The sequence below is a fragment of the Pseudomonas brassicacearum genome, assembly GCF_000585995.1.
GTDB classification, from domain to species: Bacteria; Pseudomonadota; Gammaproteobacteria; order Pseudomonadales; family Pseudomonadaceae; genus Aquipseudomonas; species Aquipseudomonas brassicacearum_A.
The window spans coordinates 4,344,598-4,364,752 of sequence record NZ_CP007410.1 but is presented as its reverse complement, the minus strand read 5'-3'; the positions used below and the strand labels follow the sequence as shown (position 1 = coordinate 4,364,752).

General features: G+C 57.6%; 24 protein-coding genes. 2 read left to right on the top strand and 22 right to left on the bottom strand.

Features of this window, described 5'->3' with window-relative positions; genetic code table 11:
• Positions 1-39: 39 nt before the first annotated feature.
• A complete protein-coding gene (locus tag CD58_RS18475) occupies positions 40-1,122 on the top strand; it encodes a DUF3800 domain-containing protein (RefSeq protein WP_038436911.1) in 1,083 nt (360 codons plus the stop codon).
• Positions 1,123-1,196: 74 nt separating this feature from the next.
• On the opposite strand, the gene CD58_RS18470 is transcribed toward CD58_RS18475, so the two are convergent.
• From CD58_RS18470 to CD58_RS18415, 12 genes are all read right to left on the bottom strand, one after another.
• Complete coding sequence (locus CD58_RS18470) at positions 1,197-1,928, bottom strand: TIGR03747 family integrating conjugative element membrane protein (protein ID WP_025214479.1); 732 nt, start codon at positions 1,926-1,928, stop codon at positions 1,197-1,199.
• An 89-nt stretch (positions 1,929-2,017) separates the two neighbouring features.
• Positions 2,018-4,123 (bottom strand): type IV conjugative transfer system coupling protein TraD, encoded by a 2,106-nt coding sequence (gene traD / locus CD58_RS18465; protein ID WP_025214478.1) that lies wholly within the window; start codon positions 4,121-4,123, stop codon positions 2,018-2,020.
• An 8-nt stretch (positions 4,124-4,131) separates the two neighbouring features.
• Positions 4,132-4,647, bottom strand: coding sequence for an integrating conjugative element protein (locus CD58_RS18460; protein WP_025214477.1), 516 nt, complete (start codon positions 4,645-4,647; stop codon positions 4,132-4,134).
• Complete coding sequence (locus CD58_RS18455) at positions 4,644-5,192, bottom strand: lytic transglycosylase (protein WP_038436691.1); 549 nt, start codon at positions 5,190-5,192, stop codon at positions 4,644-4,646. The genes CD58_RS18460 and CD58_RS18455 overlap by 4 nt, the downstream gene beginning before the upstream one ends.
• A complete protein-coding gene (locus CD58_RS18450) occupies positions 5,174-5,893 on the bottom strand; it encodes a TIGR03759 family integrating conjugative element protein (protein WP_025214475.1) in 720 nt (239 codons plus the stop codon). The genes CD58_RS18455 and CD58_RS18450 overlap by 19 nt, the downstream gene beginning before the upstream one ends.
• A 9-nt stretch (positions 5,894-5,902) precedes the next feature.
• Positions 5,903-6,574, bottom strand: a complete 672-nt coding sequence (locus tag CD58_RS18445) for a chemotaxis protein (protein WP_025214474.1) — start codon at positions 6,572-6,574, stop codon at positions 5,903-5,905.
• Positions 6,571-7,113: a PilL N-terminal domain-containing protein gene (locus tag CD58_RS18440; protein ID WP_025214473.1), complete on the bottom strand. Its 543-nt coding sequence runs from the start codon at positions 7,111-7,113 to the stop codon at positions 6,571-6,573. The genes CD58_RS18445 and CD58_RS18440 overlap by 4 nt, the downstream gene beginning before the upstream one ends.
• A gap of 89 nt (positions 7,114-7,202) precedes the next feature.
• Positions 7,203-7,967, bottom strand: coding sequence for a hypothetical protein (locus CD58_RS18435; protein WP_025214472.1), 765 nt, complete (start codon positions 7,965-7,967; stop codon positions 7,203-7,205).
• Between the two features lie 55 nt (positions 7,968-8,022).
• Positions 8,023-8,517, bottom strand: coding sequence for a RadC family protein (radC, locus tag CD58_RS18430; protein WP_025214471.1), 495 nt, complete (start codon positions 8,515-8,517; stop codon positions 8,023-8,025).
• A 99-nt stretch (positions 8,518-8,616) separates the two neighbouring features.
• Complete coding sequence (locus tag CD58_RS18425; protein WP_025214470.1) at positions 8,617-8,874, bottom strand: hypothetical protein; 258 nt, start codon at positions 8,872-8,874, stop codon at positions 8,617-8,619.
• Between the two features lie 71 nt (positions 8,875-8,945).
• Positions 8,946-9,527 carry an STY4534 family ICE replication protein gene (locus CD58_RS18420; protein WP_025214469.1) on the bottom strand — a complete coding sequence of 194 codons (582 nt, stop codon included), beginning with the start codon at positions 9,525-9,527 and terminating at the stop codon, positions 8,946-8,948.
• Positions 9,528-10,425: 898 nt separating this feature from the next.
• A complete protein-coding gene (locus tag CD58_RS18415) occupies positions 10,426-10,767 on the bottom strand; it encodes a helix-turn-helix domain-containing protein (protein WP_025214468.1) in 342 nt (113 codons plus the stop codon).
• A 209-nt stretch (positions 10,768-10,976) separates the two neighbouring features.
• Here CD58_RS18415 and CD58_RS18410 point away from each other — a divergent pair, with 209 nt between their 5' ends.
• On the top strand, positions 10,977-11,234 hold the full coding sequence (locus CD58_RS18410; RefSeq protein ID WP_025214467.1) for a hypothetical protein: 258 nt from the start codon (positions 10,977-10,979) through the stop codon (positions 11,232-11,234).
• Positions 11,235-11,279: 45 nt separating this feature from the next.
• On the opposite strand, the gene CD58_RS18405 is transcribed toward CD58_RS18410, so the two are convergent.
• The 10 genes from CD58_RS18405 to CD58_RS18360 form a co-directional block, all read right to left on the bottom strand.
• The gene (locus CD58_RS18405; protein WP_025214466.1) at positions 11,280-13,250 is read right to left on the bottom strand and encodes a DNA topoisomerase III; all 1,971 of its coding nucleotides are present in this window, start codon (positions 13,248-13,250) and stop codon (positions 11,280-11,282) included.
• A 223-nt stretch (positions 13,251-13,473) separates the two neighbouring features.
• A complete protein-coding gene (locus CD58_RS18400) occupies positions 13,474-13,944 on the bottom strand; it encodes a single-stranded DNA-binding protein (RefSeq protein WP_025214465.1) in 471 nt (156 codons plus the stop codon).
• Entirely contained in the window at positions 13,941-14,459 is a 519-nt protein-coding gene (locus CD58_RS18395; RefSeq protein WP_025214464.1) for a DUF3158 family protein, read from the bottom strand. The genes CD58_RS18400 and CD58_RS18395 overlap by 4 nt, the downstream gene beginning before the upstream one ends.
• A complete protein-coding gene (locus tag CD58_RS18390; protein WP_025214463.1) occupies positions 14,456-15,211 on the bottom strand; it encodes a PFL_4669 family integrating conjugative element protein in 756 nt (251 codons plus the stop codon). Before CD58_RS18390 ends, CD58_RS18395 begins: the two co-directional genes overlap by 4 nt.
• A 144-nt stretch (positions 15,212-15,355) precedes the next feature.
• Positions 15,356-16,543, bottom strand: coding sequence for an STY4528 family pathogenicity island replication protein (locus tag CD58_RS18385; protein ID WP_025214462.1), 1,188 nt, complete (start codon positions 16,541-16,543; stop codon positions 15,356-15,358).
• On the bottom strand, positions 16,540-17,088 hold the full coding sequence (locus CD58_RS18380; protein ID WP_025214461.1) for a DUF2857 domain-containing protein: 549 nt from the start codon (positions 17,086-17,088) through the stop codon (positions 16,540-16,542). The genes CD58_RS18385 and CD58_RS18380 overlap by 4 nt, the downstream gene beginning before the upstream one ends.
• Positions 17,085-18,668 (bottom strand): ParB family protein, encoded by a 1,584-nt coding sequence (locus tag CD58_RS18375; RefSeq protein ID WP_025214460.1) that lies wholly within the window; start codon positions 18,666-18,668, stop codon positions 17,085-17,087. Before CD58_RS18375 ends, CD58_RS18380 begins: the two co-directional genes overlap by 4 nt.
• 14 nt (positions 18,669-18,682) lie before the next feature.
• Entirely contained in the window at positions 18,683-18,892 is a 210-nt protein-coding gene (locus CD58_RS18370; protein WP_025214459.1) for a hypothetical protein, read from the bottom strand.
• A gap of 84 nt (positions 18,893-18,976) precedes the next feature.
• On the bottom strand, positions 18,977-19,819 hold the full coding sequence (locus CD58_RS18365; protein WP_025214458.1) for a ParA family protein: 843 nt from the start codon (positions 19,817-19,819) through the stop codon (positions 18,977-18,979).
• 4 nt (positions 19,820-19,823) lie between these two features.
• A complete protein-coding gene (locus tag CD58_RS18360) occupies positions 19,824-20,054 on the bottom strand; it encodes an AlpA family transcriptional regulator (protein ID WP_025214457.1) in 231 nt (76 codons plus the stop codon).
• Between the last annotated feature and the right edge of the window lie 101 nt (positions 20,055-20,155).

Sequence of the window (20,155 nt, the reverse complement as noted above, 5' to 3'; positions counted from 1 at the left end):
CTGGAGACATTTTACAATGTGGGGAGACCAACCTTGAGCATGACGTTCTACCTCGACGAGAGTGGTCATAGCGGTGACATAGTCAACAGCGGTGACGGCTTCGACTTCAAAGGGCAACCGTACTTCGTACTGGCTGCGGTGGGGGTGAGTGACGAGTCGGCAGTTGTCACTCGAATCGAAGAGCTGCGTGCATTGCACAGGATTTCACCTGGTGAGCTTAAGTCCAAGTCTCTGATGGCCAAGCCCAAATTTGTTTTGGAGGTTATAGACTACCTGGAGTCTATCGGTGCGCCTCTGTTTGTCGAGCTCGTGGATAAACGCTATTTCATCTGCGTGCACATCACGAGTTTTCAGTTGCTACCATCTTGCATGGGGTTCCCCGAAGGTGCACCCATGACCTTCCTTAGGAATACTGTTGCGGACTTTCTGAATGCTGAAGCTCCGGATCAGGTGCTCGACGCATTTGTCCAAGCCTGCCTAGAGCCTTCTGAGGCGCACCTGCTGCAGTCTCTTTCATTGCTTCAGGATCTGGGCGTGCGCCTTCTGGACATCCCAGGGAAGAAAGATATTGCCCGAGGCGTAGTCATGATGGTGGAAGATGCCCGTAACGAGTATCTGGAACTTAAGGAGCAGGATCCTGACGCATTTCTCCAGTTCCTTCCGCCACCTGATCACAACAAGCGCAGCAAGCGTGTTTGGATGCTTCCCAATCTGACCTCGTTTGCCAACATCTACGCGCGCCTGAATCTCTACTTCAGACGGAATCTGCAAGGTGTCCACATCGTTCACGATCAGCAGTTGGAACTCGAGGATATCCTGCATCTGGGGAAAGCGACTGTGGAAGCCCAGAAGGACCAAAGGCAGGTTCCATACACTCCACACTCGGACTTTATTTTCGAAGAGATGGCTACTTTCACGTTTGCGCAGTCGCACGAAGGCATTGGCCTGCAGATAGCGGATGTCGTGGCGGGGGCGGTGATGCGCTACTTCAGGGATAGCCAGAGTGCAACGGTAAATCCTGATCTGGCAAAGGCCGTCGAGCGCTTGATCAGCACATCCGATGCTCGAACCGGTTACGGGGTCAATCAGGTCGTGGCCTCGCAAGATGTGCGGTACGCTTAGCTAGGAGGGCTGCGGCCGTCAAGCACGCGTGTCATCGTATCGACTGAAATAAAAAATCAGCACTTGTGCTGCACTTAAATATATTTTTTGAACGTCGCTGCGGTGATAGCTGTCGTTACTCCGAGCAACACCGCGCAAGGCAAAAAAACGGCCATCGGATTGAGCGAAAAGGGCAGGGACAGGTAAATGATCCAGGGCACGATCAGCAGGGGTATCACTGCTCGCTTAGCGCGATGATAGACAAAGCTGCTTTCTCGCCCCGCGCCAAATTTTCGCAGGTCACGACGCATCAATCCATCGACAAAACCAGTGGCCACGGCCAGCAGAAATAAGGGTATGGCTAGAACCAGAATGGTCAGGCGCACCACGAAAGTGAAGGTGACATACACCGCCGCTAGTACAAAGTCCTCGATACTCACGTAGAGCTGGTTAACCCTGCTCCAGAAACCGTTGCCCTGACTCGCCACTCGTGCCTGCTGGGCGAAATCCGCAAAGCCAGTCTTGACCAGCAACCATTGATTGAGAAAATCCAGTACTTGAACAATCCTTCGCCCGGGTTGTTGGAGGATGAGTGAAGCTTTGAAGTGCTCGCTGAGCCACCCCAGTTCACTATTCAGCATGACCTGGCTGTGTCGCCAACCCTGATCGCCCCAGAACAGCAGCAAACCGGCGAACTCAATGAGGATCGAAAACAGCAACGAGGCGATCAGCAAACTGATGATGCGTAAAACCAATCCAATCGCCAATACGATTAGTCCCGGGCGCTGGATCGGTTGTGGCGGCGTGTTCTGTAAGGAAGTCGCCATCGTTTACTCCATTGCGCACCGTTGAGTCGATGCCGCCACGGCGCCTGCCGAATACGTAATTGCTGAATCAAAACCTGTAGCGGGGCGGGCTACCTCACCTGATCCAGATCGAAGTTGGTTGTTGGGCCGCCACCGCTCGCGCTCCACCATTGGCCCGCCTGTTCGTTATAGGTGGCCCGCATCCGCTGGGTAAGCTCCTGTAGGTCCTTAGGCATGGCATCATCGTTGGAGGGCTTAGGCAAAGGCATGCGGACTTTCCAGAGCTGCCCACCGGCCTGGAAGGAGAACATTTGCCCCTTGGGCAAGCTGACGATGTGAGCGGGCTCGATCAACGGCACGCTGGTGCTGCTGACGCGATCCTGCGAAGACGAAGTGAAGTCTGTGTTGGCGTCGGGATCGGAGGTGTCGGTGGCACCGGACACCAGCGTTTTCGTAAGTACATTCACCATAGGCAACTGCTTGGTGAGTAACTCCGCGGTAGCGGTTTCACGCACGCGTAGCATCTGCAGGGTGTTGAAATTGCCGATCACCTGGCCGGCCTTGGCCCGGTTACCGATTCGCGCTTCGATGTCGCTGAGGGTCTGGGTGTAGGCCGTCACCTGAATGCCGGCACCGCCACCCTTGTTGATCAGCGGAATGAACTCATCGCCCATCAACTCGTTGAACTCATCGGCGTGCAGGTTGATCGGCAGCTTGTCACCGCTGCTGCCGGATTGGGGCAGGCCATGGTCGATGCCGTGTTTATAAATATGTCCTGCCACGGAGACCAGATCGGCAAACATGGAGTTGCCCACCGCGGCAGCGACCTCTGCGTCGGTCAGCGCATCGAGGCCGACATACACGATGCCGCGTTTTCGGATGACTTGCATCCAGTCAAAGATCGGCCGTGGATCGTCCAGATCGGTATAGTTGGGAGCCAGTAACTGTGCCGTCTTGCCGGTGGTGAGTTTCTCCAGCAGCGGCAGTAGCGAGGCCACGATTTTGTCGAAGTAAGTACGGTCGTAGCGTACCGCCGAACGCAGCCCGTCCAGAACCGGATCAAATACCCGTTTCACCGCCAGGTACTGCTCGATGGCCACCACGCGCTTTTCGCGTCCCACCATATGCCGGGGAATATTTTTCTCGGTGAGCTTGCCTTCAAGCTGTACGATCACTTCCCACGCTTTCGGATCGGTTCTGGCGAAAAACTGCTGGGCGTACTCGATGAACAATGCATCGATGTTGACCACATGCCGTTGAATCTGCAGGTAGTCCGGACGTCGGCCCAACTCGATCAGGGCGCGGGCGATGATGTTGACGAAGCGCCAAGCGAACTCACGGAAGGCCGCCGAGTTGCCTTCTCCACTGAGCTGCCCGGCGATGCGTGATGCCACCTCGGAAATACGTCCGAAACGCCCCACGGCGTTGTAACGAGCGGAGATCTCCGGCCAGCCCAGATGGAAAACATAAAATTCCTTTTCCCGGCCGACGCGTTTGGCTTCGACGTACATCCGTTTGAGCAGGTCGGCATCGCCCTTCGGATCGAAGACGATGACCACCTCATGTTCGATGCGGTGAATGTCCTGAGTGATGTACACCTCGGCGAGTCGCGTCTTGCCGACACGGGTCGTGCCCAGCACTAGGGTATGTCCGACCCGTTCGCCCAGCGGCAGACTGACTTCCATTTCGTCGGGCTCGACCCCATGCAACAGCGACGAGCCACCTACCGGGGGCAAAGGGCGCAACGGATTGAAGGCACTGTTCCAAGCCGTGACTTGGGCCAATGTCGAGAGCGGAAACGGTGCATGTTCCAGGCGTCGTTCGAGTTCACGGGCCAGGCGATAGCTGGTCGGTTGATCGACATAGTGGGCGACCGCCGGATCCTGGGCCTCGACCAAGCGCTGGGTGTGCAGGCGGGTCCAGCGAAAGCCGCGACCCATAAACAAACGCGTACGGCTGACCGGAATCTGCTTGCTGGTCAGTTCGTAGCGGGGCAGCCGGCGGAGATTGCGCCGATAGCGCAGCACCTCCCAGGCTTGTCGCAGGCGGATAAGGCCGAACAGGGTATAGGCCAGCGCCGCAGCCAGGCCGATCTCGGGTGAGAGGGCCACAGCCCAAGGCGAGTACACGCACAACACCGCGGCGGCGATGCAGATCGCTACGGTGTACAGTTCCACTGCTGGCCGGAGCTTGGACTCCATCGCATGCTCGGCCATGACCTGACTCACTGTTCCAATGAGGTGGCGGTGATCAGGACGGGGTAGTGCTCAATCTGCAGGCGGGTGGCGATGTCGTTGCCGTTGACCGGCAGGATGGTGATGTCCGGAGCGGCTGCTCGAATTCGGGCCAAAGCTTCGGTATCGGTTACTTCAACCGCTAGACCTGCCGCGCCCATTTCCTGCAGTTCAGTCGCGCGTTGACGCAACCAAGCCAGTGACTGGGGATCCTCACCTACCAGGAAAAATGGCCGTAAGTCCGGCATGTTCAGGGCGCGAGACGTGATTTGGCCGGGGCTCAAGTGAGAGCTGCGGACGGGTAGTATCCAGGCTTCATCGGCAAAAGTGGACAGGTCCGCATGCATGGCCCGATTAGGCTGGATCTCGTTGTTTATTGGCGGCCTGGCGACCTGAAAATGGAGGCGGGTGAAGTCGCTAGGCTGATCCTCGGCTACGGTCAGTTCCGGCTGGGCGAAAGTAGCCAAGAGCAGGATGAAATAGCAGATAAGGGGTATTCGCTTCATGGTGGTGTGCCCTGTTTGAAGGAAACCTGCAGTCGTTCGAGTTGGCGGGAAAAGCCGGCGCGGTAACGCGCGGCCGGCGTTCCTCCTGCCGGGCGGTGATATCGGCCGGCAGCTGACACCCAATCACCGGTAGCGGCGTGATGCTCCTGCAACAGCGCGGCAGTCACGGCGAGATTTCGGTAGGGATCGAGGGCTTCGCAAGGGTTGGGAAAACGTTGTCCGTGGTAACCCAGGTTGGTTTGTCCAAGACCGACATCAACCCGCTTGGCGTCATGTCGGACGAGTGCTTGAAGCAAGGCGTGACAGGCGGCCGCTCGGGTGGCGAATCGGTAAGGTATTCCTGCGATGTTCAGGGTCCAGGGCCAGGGCAGCAGTTGATCACGGACGCGGATACCACTCTCCTGCAGCGCAATCGCGAACAGCACCTTTGAAGGGATGCTGGCGTCATGCGCCGCTAGTTGATAGGCAGGCGGCGGAAGTTCGTCAGCCTGGGCTGCGAGCATCGTCAGCATGAGCGCAAGTCCACTCAGTCTAAGCGTTGCCATTGTCCGTTCACCTGTTGAAATGTGGCGGGCAATGGCCCCGCAGCACCCAGGCTGAACCAGCGACCTCGGTCATGGTTCAGGGTAATCTGCCGGCGCTGAACCTTGGCCGGATCGATGTCCGCTTGCCGAGCCCAGCGACGGACGCGTTCATCCTCGCCCTGGCTGCCCACCATGTAAATATCAAACGCCGTATCACTGCTTTGCAGACGCTGCGCTTCAGCGGTGCACGCTGGGCAATGGTCCTCGACAAACAGAGCTTGGCGCGGCTCTACCGATGAGTTGGCAGGGGACGGGGATGCCATACCCTGGATCGGCAGCAGCCCGGGGAACAGCTTGGCCCAGGCCGCGGTGTAAGCGTTTTGGTAGGCCAACTCGCGTTCGGCGCGTTTGGCTTCCAGCGCTACCTGCAACTCCGCATAGCGCTGACGCTCTTGGTCGGTCTCCGCCTCGACGCCGAGTGCAGTCAGCGGATCGAGATTCGGGCTCCAGTAACCACGCGGGCCGGCTTGGATCTGTTTGAAGCGTGTCCACTCCTGCTCCGTCAGACCCCAGCTTGCCGCCTGTTCTGAGTGCGAACGCTCCAGCGGAGCAGGCTGCGTGTCCTGGGTCCGTGACGGTGTCGTGACAGGGTTACCCATCGCAGCGCCCGTGCTAAGCAATGAAACGAGACAGACGACAGGGGACAGTAGCGCTCTGTTCATGATCGTTTCTCAAGGGAGTTGCACGGTCTGGTCTGGCTGAGTGGGCACCGTGAAGATGGCCGCGTTCGGCTCCAGCGCCTTCAGCTGCCATGTGCCGAGCTGCTCGCCGTTGTGCAGCAACCGGATATCTGTGAGCGAGCGACTATCAGGAGGTGAGACGGCCAGAAAACGCTCGCCACCGCGAGATTCAACACCCAGCATTGAGAATGGCGGTGAGAGCGGGGCAGGTTTGGCGCGAGCGGTTTTTTTCGGCTTGGCCGTGGAAGGCGTCGGTGGTGGGAGTGGTGGCTGGCTCTTGAGGTCCAGGAGTTGCTGCTCGACGTGCTCAAGTCGTGCGCGTAGCGCGATCATGTCGACTTCGGTAGCACGGGCTGCCAGACCATCGCGCAATTCCTGTATCTCCTGCGCCCATTGATCCAACATCGGATCGAGGGTATTGGCCTGTTGCTCACCGGAGTCGACCATCTGCTTCAGGTCTTTCAGTGCGTACTGCAGCTTCTCCTGTGCATCCAAGAGGGTGCTTGAATCACGTTGCAGGGTATCCAGGGTCTGTACGCGTTGGGCGTTCGCATTTTCCAGCTCGGTCACGCGTTGATACTGGTTATACAAACCACCACTCAGCCCGGAGACCGCCAGGCAAAGTGAGCCGACAATGAGGGTTTGAAACGTCGAGGCTTTCATGGGCGTGCCTCCGGCTGATGGGGCACGCTGGGTGCGACCCGCACGACGGCAGCATCATTTTTTTGCCGTTCGAAGCAGACCGAACGGCTGACCTCATCGATCGTGAGTTGCCAGGCGGGGCCAGCCAGTACTTGTAGAGCGTTGCTTAATGAAATCGGGCCGAGCCGGTAATGGGCGGCGGGCAGAGGCCGGGTAAATAGTATCTTTACTGGTTTGGCAGCAGGGCAGAGCGAATAGCCTGAGCGCTGCAGCACGTAGTGCATCGCCTCCTGTACCGAGGGATTTAGGTTGGACGGAATGCTCACGTCAATGATTTGAGCCAGAAGATCACGTTGCTCTGTCGTGGGCTCGGTGCTAACCAGCGTATAGCGGCCATAGCGGAGTTCTGCCCGAGGGCTTTCTTCAACTGCGTCCTTCGAGCGCTGGACCCGATTGGAGCCACTGTCGACCTCCGGATGGGTCGGCAATGTATTAGGGATCTGCGCCGTGCAGGCGCTCAACAAACCCAGCAGGCAGACAGGCGTGAAAAAACGCTCCATGGAAAAAACCTCATGTCAGATTCAGTGCAGAACTTGACATGAGGTGAAGGAGCGATTCAGTGAGTAAGTTGATTCAAGACGGGTCGTGTTTAAGTTGAACGCGTTGCTATTTCGTCATAAATGGCTAGCCCATCCAAAACGCTAGCGTCGGGGTCAAAGATCAACAATCGCACATCCGCCAATGCCGCCAGATACAGCACGTTGACCAAGGCCTCCGGCGTACCGGCGTCGAGCTGATCTTGCCTAAGCGACGAGTAAGGAGCGCCCTCGATCTTCACCAAGTTATCGTCGGTCCAGGGCGTGCCGATCAGCTTACACCCGACGCCATTGCAGTCTGGCAGGGCAAAAGGTTCAAACAGCAGTCCGGTTGGCTTGGAGTCGAAATTGCCAACCCGGTTTTCCAAGTAGCGCAGTGCTTCGTCAGTGAGGTGTGTGGTACTGATCTCCCAGGCTCGACTGTAGTGGCCCGTTTCGAAGCTCAAACGATGGATCGTGGCTTGGGCTTCTTCCAGGGAGTACAGGTCACCGACGTGATGTCGCTCGTTGAGCATCTCGCCCGTCACGGCATAGATCACTTGCCGCACCAGCCCGGTTGACTGGAAGCGTTCATCCAATTCATCCGGAATGGGCTGACCCTCGCTGATCAGAGCGAAGTCATCATTGAACACGCAGGGAAACTGTTCTAACGCATCGTCGGGCAGATGGGATTGTGCGTCGTCTACGGAGCGAAAGCAGGGAGGGCAGTCATTTGCGTAGGTGATCTGTAGCAGTCGTTCGATATGCAAGTTGTCGTAGCCGCGAGCAAATGGGTTTGAGGTTTCCAGCAGAGCTGGGAGTTGGGGTGAAGGGTTCATGAATTGGGTTCTCCAGAAGGAAATGAACAAGGCGTCCGAAGACGCCTATTGAGGGTTAAAGCCAGCCATGCTCGGCGAGGGAGAGAGGACGACCTTCGCCTACGATGAAGTGATCCAATACGCGCACTTCGATCAAGTCCAAGGCCTCTTTCAACCGTTCGGTCAAGGCGCGATCCGCCAGGCTGGGTTCCGTGCAACCGGAGGGGTGGTTATGAACGACAATGGCAGCTGCTGCGTTATGTGCCAGGGAGCGCTTGACAACTTGGCGGGGGTAAACACTGGCGCCATCGATACTCCCGTGAAAGAGGATCTCGAATGCCAGAACGCGATGGCGGGCGTCGAGAAAAATCACGCCGAAGACTTCATGCTCTTGTGGCGCAATATGCAGTTTTAGGTATGAGGCCACGGTGTCGGGTGACGTCAGGCCGGGGCCGCGGGTGAACAGTCGACGATCCAGAATATGCAGCGCTTCTTCGATCAGCTGGTTTTCTTGGGCAATGCGATCAGCCTCGACATCCGAGGTTTCAATCAGCGTGAGTTGGGTGCTCATGGGGTACCTCCGAAGGGAACAATCCGGGGTACACACCCAAGGGGAGTGGTGTCCCCGAGGTGCATATAGAGTCACGGGCATTGCCCGATGACGCGCTGTTTAAAGCCGAGTGAATCGGTGGCGTTGTCCGGGCAGGTGTGAATCACAACCGTCGCAGGGCAATGGGGAGAAGGTTCTTATCCCCCGGCCGGTTTCGGGATCGAAGTCGGCACTGATGGGCATTAATCGAACCAGTTCCTGATGGAGACCGGCGATGCGTTTCTCGATCTCATCCGTCGTGTAGTAGAGCGATAACGTGCTGTAGTCCTCGTAAGCCGCAGCGAACAGGCAGTCGTCGCAAAGCCAGAAGGATTTCATGTTGGTTCTCCTGTGCTGACTGAAGAAAAGGCGCTCGATTGAGCGCCTTGATGTAAAACATCGTGAATTGTTCAGGCGGACTGAACAGTACGTGTGGCGACACGGCGGGCCGTGCGGGGAGTGGGTGGAGATTCAGGTTCAGTCCTGGACTCTGTTGGGTTTTCGGTATCCTCAGCTTCGGCATCAGCCGACGTTGGGGATGGCTCACCGTTTGGCGCTTGCTCAGCAGGTGCTGTTGCCTCCTGCCTGGCGGGCGCCTTGTACTCGAACGTGCCGTTGACCTTGATCCAGTCGATGTACAGCAGACGACCTTTCAGGCTGGCGCCCGGTTGGCCTTGTTTATTGCCTTTCTCATAGAGAAACGGGTCGATCCACAGATCGCCGATACGGAACGACAGCAAGACCTTTTTCTCGGCTTTGACGGCGTCCATATAGAGACGAATCAAGCGTTCAGCTTCGCCCCCAGCGACTTTGCAGTCGAAGCGGGTGTACTCCACCGCATCGGTGGCACCATGCAGGGCTGCGATATCGCACGCCATGAATGGCTGCCCGCGGCGGACTTGTACTTCACGAACACGGTTGAGGTAGCCGATACCGGCGGTGTGCAGATTGAAGTAAGAGGTCGCTTCTTGGGATTGGTTGGCGTGGGCCATGGTGGTTCTCCTTTCAAGGGAAAACGGCGACGCACAACCCCTGACGGGGAAGTGAGTCCCGTCAGGGTGGGTAAGGTGAAGGCAAGCGATGACGACACGACACCGGCAAGCCGATGACAAACAGAACGATGCGCCTGAGGAATAGCGGTGCAGCAGAAGAGAGTCCGCGGCAGTGGTTTGCGGGCTTGGGGTAGTAGGCATTCATCGCCGCTGAAGCGGCAATCGTGCGAGCCTCCGAACGCTGATCGCACTTGGGTAAACCACCACAAGCGTGGCGTAGCCTTGAAGGTTCAAGCTACCTGGGCTGAGCTGTCAATGACAGCGAACCACACCCTTTGTATAAGCCTGTCATAGGGGAGCGTCAAGACGCCGTAAGCCGATTTTTTATGGCCGGAATACAGTGGTAGTCACTGGACTGAAGAAATCGAAGAGCGGGCCTGGCGGGGTGCCAGGCTAGGAAGAGAAAAGCCACCTTTAGTTGTCTGACGCAATCGGCAAGCGCCTCGCAATACTTGGCTTGACTGCACCATGATTCACCAACCGACCCTTGTCGTGGCCTGGGTCGGAACATGCTGGCACGCATCCGCGCACAAAGGGTGCCCAGTGTTTCCCCGGCGGGCTCCGGGCCTGAATACGATCGCCGAAGCGGATGACCGCTATTGCCTGGCAGAGGCAACAGTGGTCATCCGCCACCACGATCAGGTCGAGCACAAACAGGAATGAAATTCCGCAGAAGAGAAGGCTCCGAACTCGAAGAGTCCGACCGAGCTACCCGGAGCGCATCGGTCTTGGGCCGCCGTTGGCGGTGATCCGACAGGCACTACAGCAGAGAGGGAAGGATGACGTCAAGACAGAGGGCAACCCTCAAGTCCTCTAGATCGAATACGAGTGAATGAGCTTATTTGTTGGCGAGATGAGCAGCCAATTGCTGGACGGTAGCCAGGACAAAGGCACGGTCGCTTTCTTGAAGGCCGTTCAGCAGACCCGCGATCATCTGGCCCTGGTCATTGGGACGATTGCTCGACTCCGTCAGCAGTTCATCCATCCGGCAGTCGAAGATGTCCGCTAGTTGCATCAGCTTGACCACGGAAAGCTCCACTACACCCCGCTCAAGACGCGAAATGGCTTCGCTGCCGATCCCCAGGCGTTCAGCCACCTCTTCCTGGGTCAGATTACGCTGGGTGCGGTGCTTCGCGATCATGCGTCCGATTTGGGCTTGGGTTGGATGTTTATGTGCCAAGTGATGAGTTCTCCAATTCAACCCGAATGGTTGAGCAAAGACCCATTGACATGAACATCCTTAACGGTTGAGTATCGACTTTTAGGGTTGTTATATTGACTGAAATAGCTGTTTGTCGCGACGTGACATCTATTCCTCCAGGAATCAGAGGCCGAAGCGACCAGCAAGACTGAGCGGTCTGATAGGGCCAAACGGAGGAAAGGTTGAGCATGGATGAGCAGCGCGAGAACGTCATGGACCTGATCTGGGATCGAACACTGGAGCTGTTCATCAAGATCCATGACTGCCCTGATAACCCCGAACACCTCGACCGCCTTGTTCATTGGCTCAACGAAGATCCTGCTCACCTGAAAGCTTTCAACGAACTGGGGCAGATATGGATCGCGACAGGCATCGCGTTGGCCCGTGAAATCGGACAACCGCTAAGCGACTTGGAGAAGGATCAACTGCCGTTGATGATGCACTGACCCGTACATCAGCCCCCAAAGATTCATGTGATCACCAACGGTGCGTCATGGCCGACGCGGCCCTTTGCTGATCGGCACAGTGCCTTTGCAGTCCGGGTAGTGGGAGCATGACCAAAACGGTCCTGATTTTCCCTTCCGCCTAAGCATTGAGGCGTTGCAAATGGGGCAGTGCGGTCCGGCTTCGACCGCTACCGACAAGGTGAGCGCTCCGTAGTGCTCGACCAACTGCGTAATCCAGTTCGCCTGTTTGGCGACGAATGCATCCAAGGTCAGACGTCCCGCTTCGATTTCATCCAGAGCTTGCTCCCAGATCGCTGTCATACCCGGATCCGCGACTGCAGCGGGTACCGCTTCGATCAGCGTATGGGCCGTTGCGGAGGCCATTAAGGCACGTTTTTTCTTCAGCAAGTAACCGCGATCAATCAAGCCCTTGATGATGCCGGCTCGCGTGGCTTCCGTGCCGATACCGGTAGTATCCCGAAGTTTCTGTTTAAGGCGCGGGTCGTTGACCAGCTTGGCGACGTTTTTCATCGCCTTGATCAGATCGCCCTCGGTGAGCGATTTGGGCGCAACGGTGCGCATGGATTTGAGTTCAACGTCGTCCACTGCGCACTGCCTACCCTGTTGTAGGGCGGGCAACACCTGGGACTTTTGACTAGGTTCATCGTCGTCGGGGTTGTCGGAGAGTAAGCCTTTCCAGCCTTGGACGAGGATCTGTTTGCCAACAGCAGTCAAACGCTCGGCGCCGCACTCCAGTTCGACCTCGGTTCGATCAAACTCGTGATGCGGCAGGAATTGCGCGAGGTAGTGGCTACGAATCAGTTCGTAGACTTGGCGCTCTTGTTCAGACATCCGCCCAAGGTTCGCCGGCTCGGTGGTGGGGATGATGGCGTGGTGCGCGGTGATCTTGGCATCGTTCCATGCTCGTGAGCGCAATGATCGATCGATGCCTCCGAGCGCTGGGCGTAACGCGGGATCCATTCTAAGCAGGGCATCGAATACCGCGGCTACCTCGTTGAACATGCTCTCTGGCAAATAACGGCAATCGCTGCGCGGATAGCTGGTGGCTTTGTGGGTTTCATACAAGGCTTGGGCGATGTTCAGGGTTTCCTGAGCGCCGATTCCCAGCTTGCGTGAGCAGACTTCTTGCAGTGTGCTCAGGTCGAAGGGCAGGGGTGGCGCTTCGTGCAAATGCTCAGTCCGCAGCGAGACTACGGTGGCGGTCTTGCTGCTAGAAATCGCTTGGAGGGCTTGACTTGCGAGCGCCTGCTGCAGGCAGCGACCGGCTTCGTCACGTCCTGAGCTTGGTGGTATCCACGATGCGATGAATGGTTGTTGCCCCATTGAGGACAGGTGCGCATTCACCACCCAGTACGGCACCGAGACGAAGCTGGCAATCGCACGATCTCGATCAACCACCAAGCGCAAAGTGGGCGTTTGGACGCGTCCAACCGACAGTACGCCGTCATAACCCGCCCGCCGTCCCAGGAGGGTAAACAAACGACTGAGGTTCATACCAATTAGCCAATCGGCGCGGCTGCGGGCGAGGGCTGAGTGATACAGCGTGAGGGTCTCATCGCTTGACTTCAGCGAGGACAATGCCTTGCGAATCGACGCCTCATTGAGTGCGGATAACCAGAGGCGCTCAACAGAACCACGATAGTTGCAGAGCTCCAGCAACTCGCGGGCAATCATTTCACCTTCGCGATCGGCGTCGGTGGCGATGACGACGGTGGTAGCTTCGCTGAGCAGCTGTTTGATGATTTTGAACTGCGCGACAGTCTTGGGTTTGACCTCAACTCTCCACTGCGCGGGAATGATCGGTAGATGATCCAACGACCAGGTTTTGTATTGATAGCCATAGGCTTCAGGTGGGGCCGTTTCCAGCAGGTGACCGATACACCAGGTGACGGTTGTCTCGCGTCCGATCAAGCAACCATCGCCACGTCGGCTGGCTCCGAGAACCTTGGCGATGTCACGACCTTGGGAGGGTTTCTCGCAGAGAAAGAGACGCATAGAACTGCTCCGGGTTGAGTTCGGAGCAGCGTTGTTGGAAACAGCAGTGGCAAGCTATGAGAAACCTGAATGGCAGGTTCCTCATATTAGCCGGTGAGGGCAACCTTGAATGGGGGCGAGGCGGCTACCTTGTAGTCACATGGACGACAGTGCTTCACGAGCAGCGAGTAATGACAGCCCGGGGGACTTCACGCAAAGGCGCAATTTTTATGCCTCAAGTCCGTCATGCCGATGGTGGCTGCCCTCTGCGCTTTTTGGACTTCGACGCAGGCGAGCTGGTCTGGTCTGTAGCCTGCCCGACGTGAGCCGCAGATTGGGCTGGATCATTGGAGCGCTCCCGCATTGCCACGTTCTGCACGCGATGAGGCAGGATGCCGACACGACGCGCCTCGATCTTGAAGGTGACCCGCGCATTGTCTTCACTGTCCTCCCACTCATCGCGCACGGTGCGGCCTTCGACCAACACGCGCATGCCTTTCTGGTACAGCGTGCTCCAGTGTTCAGCCTCGCGGTGCCAAAGCTCAACCGGCGCCCAATAGCCGCCTCGATCCTCATAGCTGCCATCGCGTGGCACGGGGTTGTCGAAGTATACATTCAGGCGCAGCAAACGCCGTGGCTCATCATTGCCTGACGGGAACTCCTGAAACTCTGGCGCACTGCCGATGTTGCCTTCGCCGACGAAAAAAGTACTCATCGTGATAACTCCGCTGCTGGCGTGAACTGGCGCAGCAGCCGTTCGGCGCTGGCCATTTTGATTGCGCAGGTTGAAGCCTGACGGTAGAGCGAATGCACCACGCTCATCTGCAAGTTCAGTGCAATGCGCTCGCATTCGAAACGGTGCATTCCCTCGCGTACGGCTTGCGGCAAGGCCTTGTTGGAGGCCTGGCGTTCCCAGACCGCAACGCCCATACGGGCGAAGTCACGGGTGCGCCATCGCAAAAAGGTGCTGCCCGCACTGGTGTTCTGCAGCACCAATCGAATATCCAGCAGCGAGAAAGGCGGTTGTCCGGCCTGCAGCGCCACCGCCTCCATGAGGCGACATAACTGCGCCTCGGTTTCCCTCGCCACCTGCGCCAGGTATTCCAGTTCCCCCTTACCCTTAAAAGGTTTTAAAAGGCCTTTTAGGGAGGTAGCGTGTTCGAGGTGTCGATAGGCATCCGGCGTGAGTGTTTCGAGGGGGATTGGCTGAGTCGAGATAATGGGCTTCATGCTTCGTCCTCCGACTCATCTACTGTCGCAGATGGCTCTGCCGCGTTCTCCGCCAACGCGTCAGCGTCATCCGCTGCCACAGCACCACGACGAACGATGGGCGGCGCGAACTGGGAGCGGCGATGCCCCTCAAGGATATCCGTAGGGGGCAAACCCATTCTCTCGATTGCCGCCAGAGCACGAGCGTTGTTCGCCGCCATGTCATCACGGGTGACGCCAGCATGCCGATAGCGCTGGGCCTGGCCGAACAGGCTGCGTAGCAGATGGGCGCCGTCGTCGATCCAGGCTTCCATGTCTCGGCGACCAATCAAGGCGGTGTGATGGGCCAACAAGGTATGGCGCACCAAGGTGTCGTAGTCAGTCAGCAGGTAGACGGCGAGGAAGCCCAGCTGGCTGCCGATGTACAACGGCAAGGTGACGGGATGGATGTTGAGGTTGTCGCCCATGTCGATCTGTGTCGGCAAGTCCTGTCTGATCCGGTCCAACTGCTGGGTCAGTTCCAGCATCCCAGCCTTGGCCTGCATCAATGTTTCTTCGAGCTGCATGATCGCCCAGTCGGCATAAGGATCGTCCTGCGCTGCGGCCTGTTTGATCAGGTTAGTGACGCTGATGTAGCCCGCCATGCCCATGATCGAGTGGACGCCTTCGCGTGCGGTTCGACCTTGCCAGATTCGGGCGGCGTGGTGGGTGTGCAGTGTCAGGGTGATGCTGCTGCGCAATGAGCCAAGATTGAGCTGATAGTGATCGGCCACGGTGTCGTCCTCGCATAGGCTTGGACGGGAACGTTGCGACAGACGAAGGTAATGGACATCCGAAAAGCTGAATGCTGTTTGTTCGATTTGGTTCGAGACGGTTGATTTTCGAGACGCTCGCTAGTGATGCCAGTGGCATCAAATCTACTGACGTCCAGGGCGTTTGCTACGCAGCTGGCGCAGTTCATCCAGGCACGCTTGGGCGAGGGCAGAGGCGGGCTCGCCCTTTTTCCTAAGCTGGCACGGGGGAGCGGGTGGCGGTTCTGCAATGGGTAACGATTCAGCCTGACCTGCCCAAGGGTGGAAATCGCCTTTCAGCGCCCGCTGGATCAGGCCCATCAGATACGCCGCGGGTTTGCGGACGCGTCCTGCCGCACATCGCGCGCCCGCTTCGTTGAGCACCGCCTGCCGATTTGCTGGTTTTAGCTTGTTCAGCGTCACGGTGACGGCCTGCCGCTCGCTCGGACTCAGGTGCAACGGATCAGGCCAGTGCAGGTTATCCACTGCTGGGGTCGCGCGCGGTACAGTACATATACTTTCTTTTAATACAGTACAGGCGGCATTCGGATTCCGAACGGTGCCGGAAACATGGGCGTTCAGACCCGGTTCGGAATCCGAACGTGGTCCCGCATGATTCCGAACGCGGTGATCGCCACCCCGTTCGGAATCGTGTAACGCTTCATCGGTCGTCTGATCCAATCCTTGCTGTGTCCAATGGTCGCTCCAACTGTCGAGCCGGGAGGGGAGTCGACCTAGATCGATATTCGTGTCCTGACGAATTTCTTCCAAAACATGCTGAGCGACAATTCGCACAGCCTTGGTTGCATGGGTGAGGGCATGTCCGACCAGCTCCAGATAATCCTGATCCAGCTCCATGGCTTCGGCGGGTGTCAACGGCTCATCGTGCAGGACGTACAGAGAACCTTGCAGGCGTCCGCTGAACTGATCGCGGCCACGACTCACCAAGCTAAGCCAGCGCGTCAACCTGAGCATCGTCAAGACGCGAGCGATGGTCTCACGGGAGGCTGACGCACCGTAGGGCACGCTCGACAGATAAGGCTGCAGATCTTCATAGCGCGGTGTGACGACGCCCTGACCGTGTAGCATGAGTCGAAACACCTGCCAGGCATTCCGTTCCAATGGCGTTAGCCGACTATCCTGCAGCAAGCGACGCGGCACGACTTCGTGAGATTGGCCACTGAACAAAAAGCCCGCCTGCAGTGCCTGGTTGGAAGGTGGTTCGGTGGTGGGGCGTGCGGGCCAACGTTCACTTAGTTGTTGGGTGCATTGCTGCAGAACACGCTGCCAGCGACTGGAAGCGGCAATGTTCATTTTTCGTTGCTGTAATGGTCGATCTGCTGCCAAACGATGGTCAAGCTGATCTGTTGCTCTTCTGCCAACATCATCATGGCGTCGAGCTGATCCTCAACACCGTCCTCAGCGCGTAGTTGGCACCAACGCTGCCAGAGCGCATGTTCCTGCGCTTCGCTCAAGTTCTGGGGGCGGCCCATACGGGTTTCTATCTTGAGCAGACGTCGGCGCAGGGCGGTTTCCGAATGCGCCAAACCGAAGTACTGATACATGATGGTACTGCTGGCACCGAGCTTGAGCGCTCGGTTGATCAGGCGCTCGTTTTGTTCGTCGCGTTCGGCCTGGTCGATCAACCGATGCAGCACCGGCGAATCAATCTTGACCTCAACCCAGGGGACGGCGGCATGGGCCAGCCGTGACAGCGTGGTCGGCGGTAATGATTGCAACAGGTAGATGTCCTCTTCACCCAGTCCGAGTGCTTTGCAGCGTTGCAGATTACCCAGGCGCAACTCGTGAAGGACCTGGGTCAGCATGGCCTGGTTGAGCACATTGAAGGACAGGTTCATGGCAGCTCCCTTCTTGAATCGTCTTCATGGGTAAGCGTTAAGTCGATCAGGCGCCGGGCTAAGCGAATGAGGCGATACAGTTTGATTAACAGATAGTCGGGCAGTCGCTCCAGTCCTACGTCCACGGCTGGACGATCTGCCAGCGGGAGTTGATAAACTCCCAATAGCAGTTGCCCGAACAGGGCTGAGGGCAATTGCTTGCGATCCGCCCAGTTCACTTCGTCTTGGGCACGCAGCAGGGCCAGGAGCAACAGGTGGACGCCGGCCGCACGAGGGGCTGCAAGATCAAGCTGCTCGATGCTGAGGGCGAAACCCAGGCCGTGCTTTTGGTCGATGATGCTCTCGGGATGTCCGGCATAGGCCGCCATTTCCCTAGTCAGGCCGGCAATGGCTAAACGCAGTTGTTCGGGGGTATCCAGTGTTGGTGCGATGATCCAGATGTCTTCGATCGGGCAGGTTGCGACGGTCTGTGCTGGTTCGGAGGCAGTGGCGCGACCAATCTGTTCGCGGATCTGCTGGACACGTGACGGAGGGCTAACGGCTGATACCACATTCGGTTCGGGCAGCGTGAGCTGCTGCTCTCGCTCTGTTTCGGTCTGCGTCCTGGTTTCAGCTGATTTGGAATGCGGCTCGGAGGGGGGAGGCTCGGCTGCGGGCTCACCGACACTTGGCAGAGGGTTGTTCTCCGGGGGCGTGACGACAACGCCGGGCGTCCCGATAACCCGTTGGGTATCGCCCAGCTCCAGAGCCAACATGCGGTAGGACTGTCCGAGTAAGCGACTCATGCGTCCGAGCAGCTCATCCTGGATTTGCTCAATGTCGAAGGACTCTGGGTCGGCATCAAATTGTCCTAAGGTGTCGAGCCAAAACTCGGGAAAAGCGATGGCGTCGGTTGGATAACGATTCCAGGTTCTTTCAGCCTGGCTACGCAGACCAATTAGGCGTTCAATTTTTGGTTTCCCCAACCCGGCATACAGGGTTTGTGGAATGGCGGGCAATAAATGTTCAAGGGTGTCCAGCATCCGGCTGATGTGCGACTGTGAAATGGGGTAGCCCCCAGCGGCAAGACGTCGTGCCAGCTCTCGTTGCGAGAGTGCCGCTCCATCTGGTTCGAACATGGTTTTGAGTTTGGCTACTGCCAGAGCACGCTCAATGAAGGTGAGTTGGCCGTGCAGATCGCTTTCAGCCAGATGGCCGAGTAGGGCAGTGATTTCACTGCTCCAGGGTCGGAACAGGCAATGAATACGGAAGAAGCGTTCATCGCGGGTTTCCTGCCACAACTCGCCGAGAATTGCCAAGCGCGTATTACCGCCGTTGCGGATGGTGAAATAGGTTTCTCCCGGGCGGCGGGTAATCGGCGGTGATTGATCCAGCCCGCGTTCACGAATCGAGGCTTTTATGTCGTCATACAGCGGGTTGCGGATGAAGCGTGGGTTGTGTTCGTAGGGCCGCAACTGCTCCAGCGTGACTAGCATCGGGGTGTCGATGACTGGATCGGACAGTCGCTCCAGTTCTGGACCCCGAGGAAAATGGTCCTGGTGCAGTTTGTCGGTGATCTCCTTCGGACTGAGCTTTTTCATTTGAACAGCCTCAGTTAGCGCCGGTTGCGCAAATGGTCACCGACCTTGAACTTAACGATCTCGGCTGTACCCGAACCTTCGAAATACCGAGACAGTTCCGCGAGAAACCCACCCATGGCCGAGCGCCCACCCTGCAGGCGAAAGACCACGGTGCAGTATTCCTCGCTTGGTGGGTGATCTTGTCGAATGGCTGGCTGAACGATGATGGGAAACTGAGCCAACATCAAAAGACTCCTGGCCAAGCGCTGTTGGCCCAAGGTTAAACAAACAAAATGATTCGGCGAGAAATACCGTCTTCGGAATTCGCCTTATCGAACCTCTGCGTATCTGCTCACTCTAGAAATCGCTTCGCGCCATTCTGGAAACAGTTCGATGGCCAGTGCTTGCATGGTTTCCAGCGCAGATGGCGAGCGTTGTGTACGTGACCGGCGCGTTTCAACTCGGTGGACGGGTAGGCCGAGGGAGGCAGCATTGAGGTACGCCACACGGTCCGGAACTGCGGTGTCTAGAACCGAAACATTGGTAACGCCAGCAAAGGTCTCGCGCAGGCCACGAATAATCATCCGAGTGTCCATCCGAATGGCGTTCACCTGGTTCAGCAGCAGTCGCAACGGCGGCGGTGTAATGCCCAGGTGACGGAATGGTTCGAGCTCACGGAACAGCTTCAACGTGCCGCGACGTAACTCTCGGGCAGCCAACATTTCCGGCGTAACGGGAGAGAGCGCGATGTCGGAAGCGAGGATGGCCATCTCCAGTAGCACGCTACGTGCGCCTTGGGTGTCGATCACAAGCAGGTCATAACGGGGACGGAAATCGTCGAGCAAATTGCGCAGCCGTAATCGCCCGTCGGGGGCGTGCAGCAGTAAGGTACTCAACTGGCCTTGAGCGTCGTTGGATATGATCAGGTCGAGCCCCGCAATCTCGGTTTTGGAAACTATCTGTGCAGGCGTTGTTAAGTTGAAAGCAATGAGTTCGTAGGCGCCAGCAACAGCTTTTTGGCTCAAGGCGTAATAGCTGGAGAGGGTGGGTTGGCTATCCAGATCGAGCAGTAGCACGCGTAGACCCGCATCCGCCAGCAGACCGCCGAGATTGGCGGCTACTGTGGTTTTGCCTACGCCACCTTTGGTGGACACCACTGATACCACGCGCATGGCATCAGGCCTGCTGCGCCAAACGCTCATTGATCCATTGCTCGATCTCCAGCGAGTCCCAGCCAACTGCGCGCAGCCCAATGCGTTTGGCTTGAGGGAATTTACCTTCCTTCATCAAGTTGTAGATGTGCGCGCGCTTGAAGCCGGTTTTTCGCTCCACCTCGTCACGCCGCATGATATGACGCTCTAGCGATGGTTGATTATCAGAAGCGTTCGGGGCGGTTTGGGATAACATGTCGACACTCCGTGGCGCTGCGTGCGCGTAGTGAGAAGTGACCAGAATTGAATAGCAAAAAAGGACGGGAGTCATTGCGCCGCAACGGGAGTGATTGCAGC